Raw genomic sequence first — 6,100 nt, 5'->3', positions numbered from 1 at the left:
AACGCTGCGGTGGCATTCTTAACGTTTTGCGGGATACCACTCCCAGACAGTTCAGTTTGTCTTAAAGACGTAGGCTAGACACTGGTTTAGTCCTGAATTAAGAAGGTGGTGAGCCTTCCTCTTTCAAGCCCCATGCCTTTAGACTGGGGTTGGTGACAAGTCGAGTTATGCTTTTCTAAGGTAACTTTTGTTGCTATCAATTTCTCAATTGTAGGGAGAAAACTCCCCGACCACATCCTCAACCCGACTGATTGGCGTGTATTAGCAGGAGAGCATATGATGAAGCAGAATTCCGCTGAATATCAAACTGTTGAAGCTTCTGACGAAAATTGCTACGCAGATGCGAGTTTCAGACAGCCCGAAAGTGCAGGTGCGGATGCAGGCGAGGAAGTTGAGCCGATTTGGTTTCACACCCACTTTGAAGACAGCATGGAGATGTACGCCGATGCTGCAACGGTGGCCGAGCATTTCAACAATCACAAGACTTGGTTTTGTCAGTGCGCTGCGCCAATGAAGGCCCAGCCGATCGGCGAAAACGGCTACGATCTATTAATCGGTCGTTTTGGGGCCTTCGGCTACCGAGTTGAAGCAAGAATTGGTTTAGAGTTGCTGCCGCCTGACGCTGAAGGCTGCTATTTGATTCAGACTATCCCGGTTCCGAATTATACCTCGCCCGGATATGAAGTGGATTTTCGATCGGCAATGAAGCTAGTCGAGATACCGTCTGACGAGTTTGCAGCCGATTGGCCTGCGTCGCAACGCGCCCAGCTACCGCCTGCGATTACCAGCGCCACCTGGAAGCTGGATTTAGCTGTAGGGGTTTGCTTTCCCAAGTTTATTCGATCGATGTCTCAACCTCTCATTGAAAAAACCGGCGATGCGCTTTTGGAAAAAATCATCAAACAAGTCAACCGCCGCTTGACATATAAAACTCAGCTTGTTTTCCATGAAAGTTTAGGAATTCCCTTTCCCAAAAACCCGAAGAAACACTAACAAAAAAACGCTCGCGGTTGAAACCATAGCGGATCGAATGAAAGATGAGGTACGTTGTTGGGCTTTAGCCCTCTTTCTTAGTTGAACTGCTTATAAGCTGTCATACCTCATCTTTTTAATACCAATTTTTAACGAAATAACAGTATTCTTGTCCCCCCCCTGATTCATGGGGGGGGGCTAGGGGGGTGTTCGAGTGTTGCACAATTTTAGATAATTGGTATAAGAAACATTATATTATGCTTTTCACTCGCCGTCCTGCCGAGTACCCTTCAGGAAAGCTAACGCCTGCGTTTTTGTAAACCTAGTTTCAACCGCCGCCTGCGTTTCTGCGCCGCCAGCAAGGCAAACTCACAAAGCCCCTATTTTTACTAACAGTAACGTGACAAGAAGATTTAATCGAACCAACATTAAAACCGCTGTTATTTCTAATCGCATTTCCCCTTCCTCCCTGACTCGCGACTGCCAGCAAACTGCCCTTAACCGTATTATTTTCTACAATTGCATTCTGCATCCCATTAATTTTTTGCTCAGTATCCGCATTCACATAAATCAAAGGCCAATCACCCTTAACATTAGACAATAACTTATTCCCAAAAATCCTCACATCTCGAATCCGAGGCACTTGAGAAATACCGATGTAAGAATTGCCAGTATTACCGACAATCTCCGCTTGCCGAACCGAAGTTCCGCCGCAGCAAGCATGAATCACAATTCCCCCTCCGTCATTGCTGAGAAACTCGGAATCTTTCAGTTGATGTCGGTACACTTGAAAGTCATTATCTTGTATTAAAACATTCCAGCCGGCCCATTCGATCGCCCTACTGTTAAAACTCGTATTTTTCCCAGCGACTCCCGCGCCTGTATCGTCCGTCCACCAGCGCTTGCGGGCATCATCTCGAATCGCATTATTTTTAACAACCAAGCCATTTCCCGACGCTCGGATTCCCGCCCTCATGGTATGATAAACCCAATTATCGCGAATCGCAATACCTTTGCGAAACAGACCGGGTTCCGCACTTGGTTGGGCCGTCGGCACAAAGTTTTCTTCAGATTTGCCAGCCTTGGAACGGTTGACTAAGATACCGAAATGGTTGCTGTAGTCGAATCTAACATCATATTCTTCAACAACATCAGTCTCGCCAGATTTTACTTGATATTCAGGTTGCTGGTAATTATCTGTTATACTATCGTTAAGTCGATTGTTGGCAATTAAGACATTAGCCAAAGCATTAACTTTGATATTAGCGACATAGGGATTGGCATATCGCTGCCACGCTGCTTGAAAATTCAGGTCTGGGACTGAGGAACTGGGTTCGGCAACGTTATTGCTGCGGAGGCCGTAAACCACAATATTTCGATTTTTACTGTAGTCGAGGTTGCTGAGCAAGTAAATTGGCGATCGGTTAATATCTAGATTAACCACACCAATATTGCTATCAGTATTAGGATTTTCAGTAAAGATTCTTTTAAAAGCCGTGCTGTTCGGACTTCCCATCCCTGAAAGTTGCGGTTCGTATTTAGGAAACACAAATTTTGTCGGAGGATTGTACAAAGTTTGTTTAGCATCTGTCATTGCGGGAGTTTCCCCTCGAATGACTACTCCCGACTTCAAATAGATACTGTCTGGAAACTCATAAGTCCCCGCTGGAAAATAGACAACTCCGCCACCGTTAGCAGCAGCAATATCTCGGGCAAAATTAAACCTGTCAATCAGAGTGCCGCCTTGGAAGTCTTGGATATTGTATGCACAAGTCCATTTAATTTCCGATGTCCAAGGATAAGATTGTTTTCCGTATCGAGAATCTATCGGATTATCCGTTGGCCCGCCGCTGGAACTTCCGCAGCCTAACAGTTGTCCGGGAAATAGCGATGATTTTGCTTTGACAATAAAGTTGTTGATATTATTGAAATTAGTTACATAAAAACTTCCGATTAACGAGACAATAAATATACCCAAAAACATATAAAGCTGAACTTGAGGTGAAATTAATCTTCTTTTCTCGTTATCTTGAGAACAAGGATATCTAACAGCAGCGAAACTGAGAGTCCACCAGGCAATATGTGCGTATTGAGCGCAATCAAACCAGGTAACAGCAAAAACCAGATAAGCAATAGCAACTGCTGCAATCCCGCCAATAGAGGATTGCAGCGCTAAAGATAAATAATATCCCCAAAGTGCAATGCCAGCAATCAGCCCCAAAATACCAACTGATACAGTTGTATCGAGAATCCAATTGTGAGCTTTATAAGTAGGAATTTCTCTGGTGCTAATTTCACCTTTTATGTTAATATAGTCGTAGGTAAACTCGTTCAAGTTGACGACTCTCGGAGTTACTTGAGGATTCCTGATATAGGGATAAGCAATCCCTAAGCCGTCGAATCCCCATCCAAATAACGGGCGTTTTTTGATTCCTCTGGCTGCAAGTTCCCACATGGGCGATCGGCTGGACACGACTTGTTCGATGCTCGGTTTTTGCCAGTTGAGGGGTCTGTTAAGCGTCATGATGCCCGCAGCGAGGGTGCCCATCAGGGCTATACCGGTGAGAATTTTGTAGTATTGGCGTCCCAACAAATAAGCACAGGCAACAATCAAAGCTACAATTGCACTGCGGGTAGATGTGAACAGCAGTGCAGGAACAGCTAAAATCAAAGTAATTGCAGTTAATTTAGTATTCGTAAATCTCCAAAACCAACCGAAAATCGCAGTAATTGCCGTTAACGCTAAAACTATAGCTGCGTGGCCGCGGTGGGAGTACAATCCTATGGGCTGCTGTCCTTGAAAAATGCTGCTGGCTAAGACATCGCCTCTGATTTGTTTCCCCATTGTAGCGGTGTAGTCAATCCGCCAGTCAATGATTTGGGGGAAGATACTAAGAGAAAGAATGATGCCACCAATTAGCAATCCTTGGAATTGGGAATTGATCAGTTGCGGGCGCGCGATTAAGAGCAAGCTGTTGCTGAGAGTGAAGGCGGCAATTAACAGCCAGTATAGCCAGCCATCTCCCATTTGATCTTGACCGAGAAAAGAGGTTAAGGGAAAAGGACTGTGCAGAGTGGAGATAGCTCCTATTGAGAGAAATATTGTCCAAAGTATTAGAGAAATCTTCCATTGTCTGGAAATGGTTAGGACTTTTCTTTGTTCCCACAAAAGAGCGAGATTGACTCCTACTATTAGCCAGATAATTAATACCTTGGGGGAAGTCCAGATGATGCCCCGGCTGCTTCCCCAAGGGTTGATGAGAATGATGCTGAGGGCAAACAGGATGGTGTAGAGGCTTTTCATTACTCTTTGTTTTTCCTATTTTTTAGTCTGGTAATGACAGGCAATATGGCTAGGGCAAATAGTGTTCCTAATGCGGTAGTAGGTTCGGGAACGGCTTCTACGGGGAGGGCATCGTCGTCGGTGTTTTTAGATGAAACATTTTGAGTTTTTGCAGTGAGAGTATCGTCAACATACGATAGTTGTGGGTCTTGAAGTAACTTGCTGCTGATGTTGGCTAAATCTAGTGCATCGGAATTGTTATCCTCTGAAGATAGTTCTGGGTCTTGGAGTAAGTCGGCGCTAATGCCTCCGATATCTGCGTTATTTTCGTTGTTGTCTGTTGACAATGATTCTGAATCAAGAAGTAGATTACTGCTAATGTCAGTTAAATCTATCTTCTTTTCGCTGCTAGGAGTTGATGATTGTTCAGGATTTTCTAGCAATTCCCCACTGACGCTAGCTACGTTTAAATCTTCAGAGCTGGTACGAGTTGATGAGAGTTCAGGACTGAAAAGTAAGTCGCGACTGACGCTAGCTACGTCCACGTTATCGGTGGCATAGTTATTGTTACCTTTGGCAGCACTGTCAAAAAGTAGCTTCAGGGCTAAGGTAAGGGTATTACCACTTCTGAGAGAAGAAGCGGGAACCGCCCGAATCGGACGACCGCCACCACTGGGGCTTGGTGCTGGACGCGGACTCGGCGCTGGAATCGGACTGGGTGCTGGACGCGGACTCGGCGCTGGACGCGGACTCGGCGCTGGAATCGGACTGGGTGCTGGACGCGGACTCGGCGCTGGACGCGGACTGGGGCTGGGGGCTGGGCGAGGACTTGGGGTAGGAGATGGTCTTGGAGTCGGGCGCGGACTTGGGGTAGGGGATGGTCTTGGGGTCGGGCGCGGGGAGGGTGTAACAGAAACGCATCCGCCACCACCGCTAGCACCGGAACAAGGTTTAGGGCTAGGATTTGGGGTAAATGTGCTTGTCCAACCCCATGAAATACCATTGTAAATTTTGACAAATCCAACAGTTTTATTGTTGATTATTTTAGGCCCTATAAACTTAGCTAAGTAAAGTTCAAAATTCCAATCATTGTTGTAAAAGTAACTTGGTTTTGGCCTTTGTATAGAATTGTAAGGTACGTCGAACGCAGAAAACAAAAGGTCTCCTGTTTGAGAGTTGGTTTTTCCAGATAATCCTCCACCGGGATAGAAAGGGTTGAGAGAATTGGGAGTATCAATTAAATCAAAATAAGTTTTTGTCTGACCATAAACCGTTATAGGCTGACCGCCAGTATTAACAGTTGCTCTTTGAATCCAAAAAGTATCATTATTGATGTTTGGATTTGGTTCATCCTGACGGTTCCGCTCGTAATCTACGGAGAAAGAAGCTCCTACTCCACCTTTATTGCCACCCGGAATAGGAAATGTCACTCCTGGATACTTACCAGCTAAATCACCTCCACAAGGAGTCAGAGGTTGACAGGGATAGTAACTTGTAACATTAAAATCTCCGTTTAAATTTGCACCTTTTTTGAATTGCCAGTTAGCTCCATAGCTTTGTCCTAGTATATTCAAAAAATCCCTGCTTCCACCCCGTTCTATTTCCTTTATATTTTTCGTCTTTACAGTAACAATGCCATTAAGATTGCCATCGGCACTACTTACCTGTACAGAATCAGAAGAACTATTTGTTTGACCTTTGATATTAAACGCAAGGCTATGCTGACACATCGGCTCTGTCAGTACCGCTGTTGCTAAAATAATCACGGATAATTTTTGCGATTGCATTTTGGTATTTCCTTATTTTCAAAAAAGATTAGGCTTCGTTCAAATATGATGCCAAAGG

General features: G+C 44.9%; 3 protein-coding genes. 1 reads left to right on the top strand and 2 read right to left on the bottom strand.

Annotation, left to right across the window (positions count from 1 at the left end):
- Nucleotides 1–279 precede the first annotated feature (279 nt).
- Nucleotides 280–993: a DUF1997 domain-containing protein gene (locus JGK11_RS27155; RefSeq protein WP_293198972.1), complete on the top strand. Its 714-nt coding sequence runs from the start codon at nt 280–282 to the stop codon at nt 991–993.
- 307 nt (nt 994–1,300) lie between these two features.
- Here the strand turns inward: JGK11_RS27155 and JGK11_RS27150 are convergent, their stop codons facing one another.
- Complete coding sequence (locus JGK11_RS27150; RefSeq protein WP_293213615.1) at nt 1,301–4,276, bottom strand: O-antigen ligase family protein; 2,976 nt, start codon at nt 4,274–4,276, stop codon at nt 1,301–1,303.
- A complete protein-coding gene (locus JGK11_RS27145; RefSeq protein WP_293208037.1) occupies nt 4,276–6,042 on the bottom strand; it encodes a hypothetical protein in 1,767 nt (588 codons plus the stop codon). Before JGK11_RS27145 ends, JGK11_RS27150 begins: the two co-directional genes overlap by 1 nt.
- Nucleotides 6,043–6,100: the final 58 nt, after the last annotated feature.

Source organism: Microcoleus sp. PH2017_34_RAT_O_A, from assembly GCF_020737885.1.
Lineage (GTDB): Bacteria > Cyanobacteriota > Cyanobacteriia > Cyanobacteriales > Microcoleaceae > Microcoleus.
This window is presented reverse-complemented; position numbering and strand designations above follow the sequence as displayed.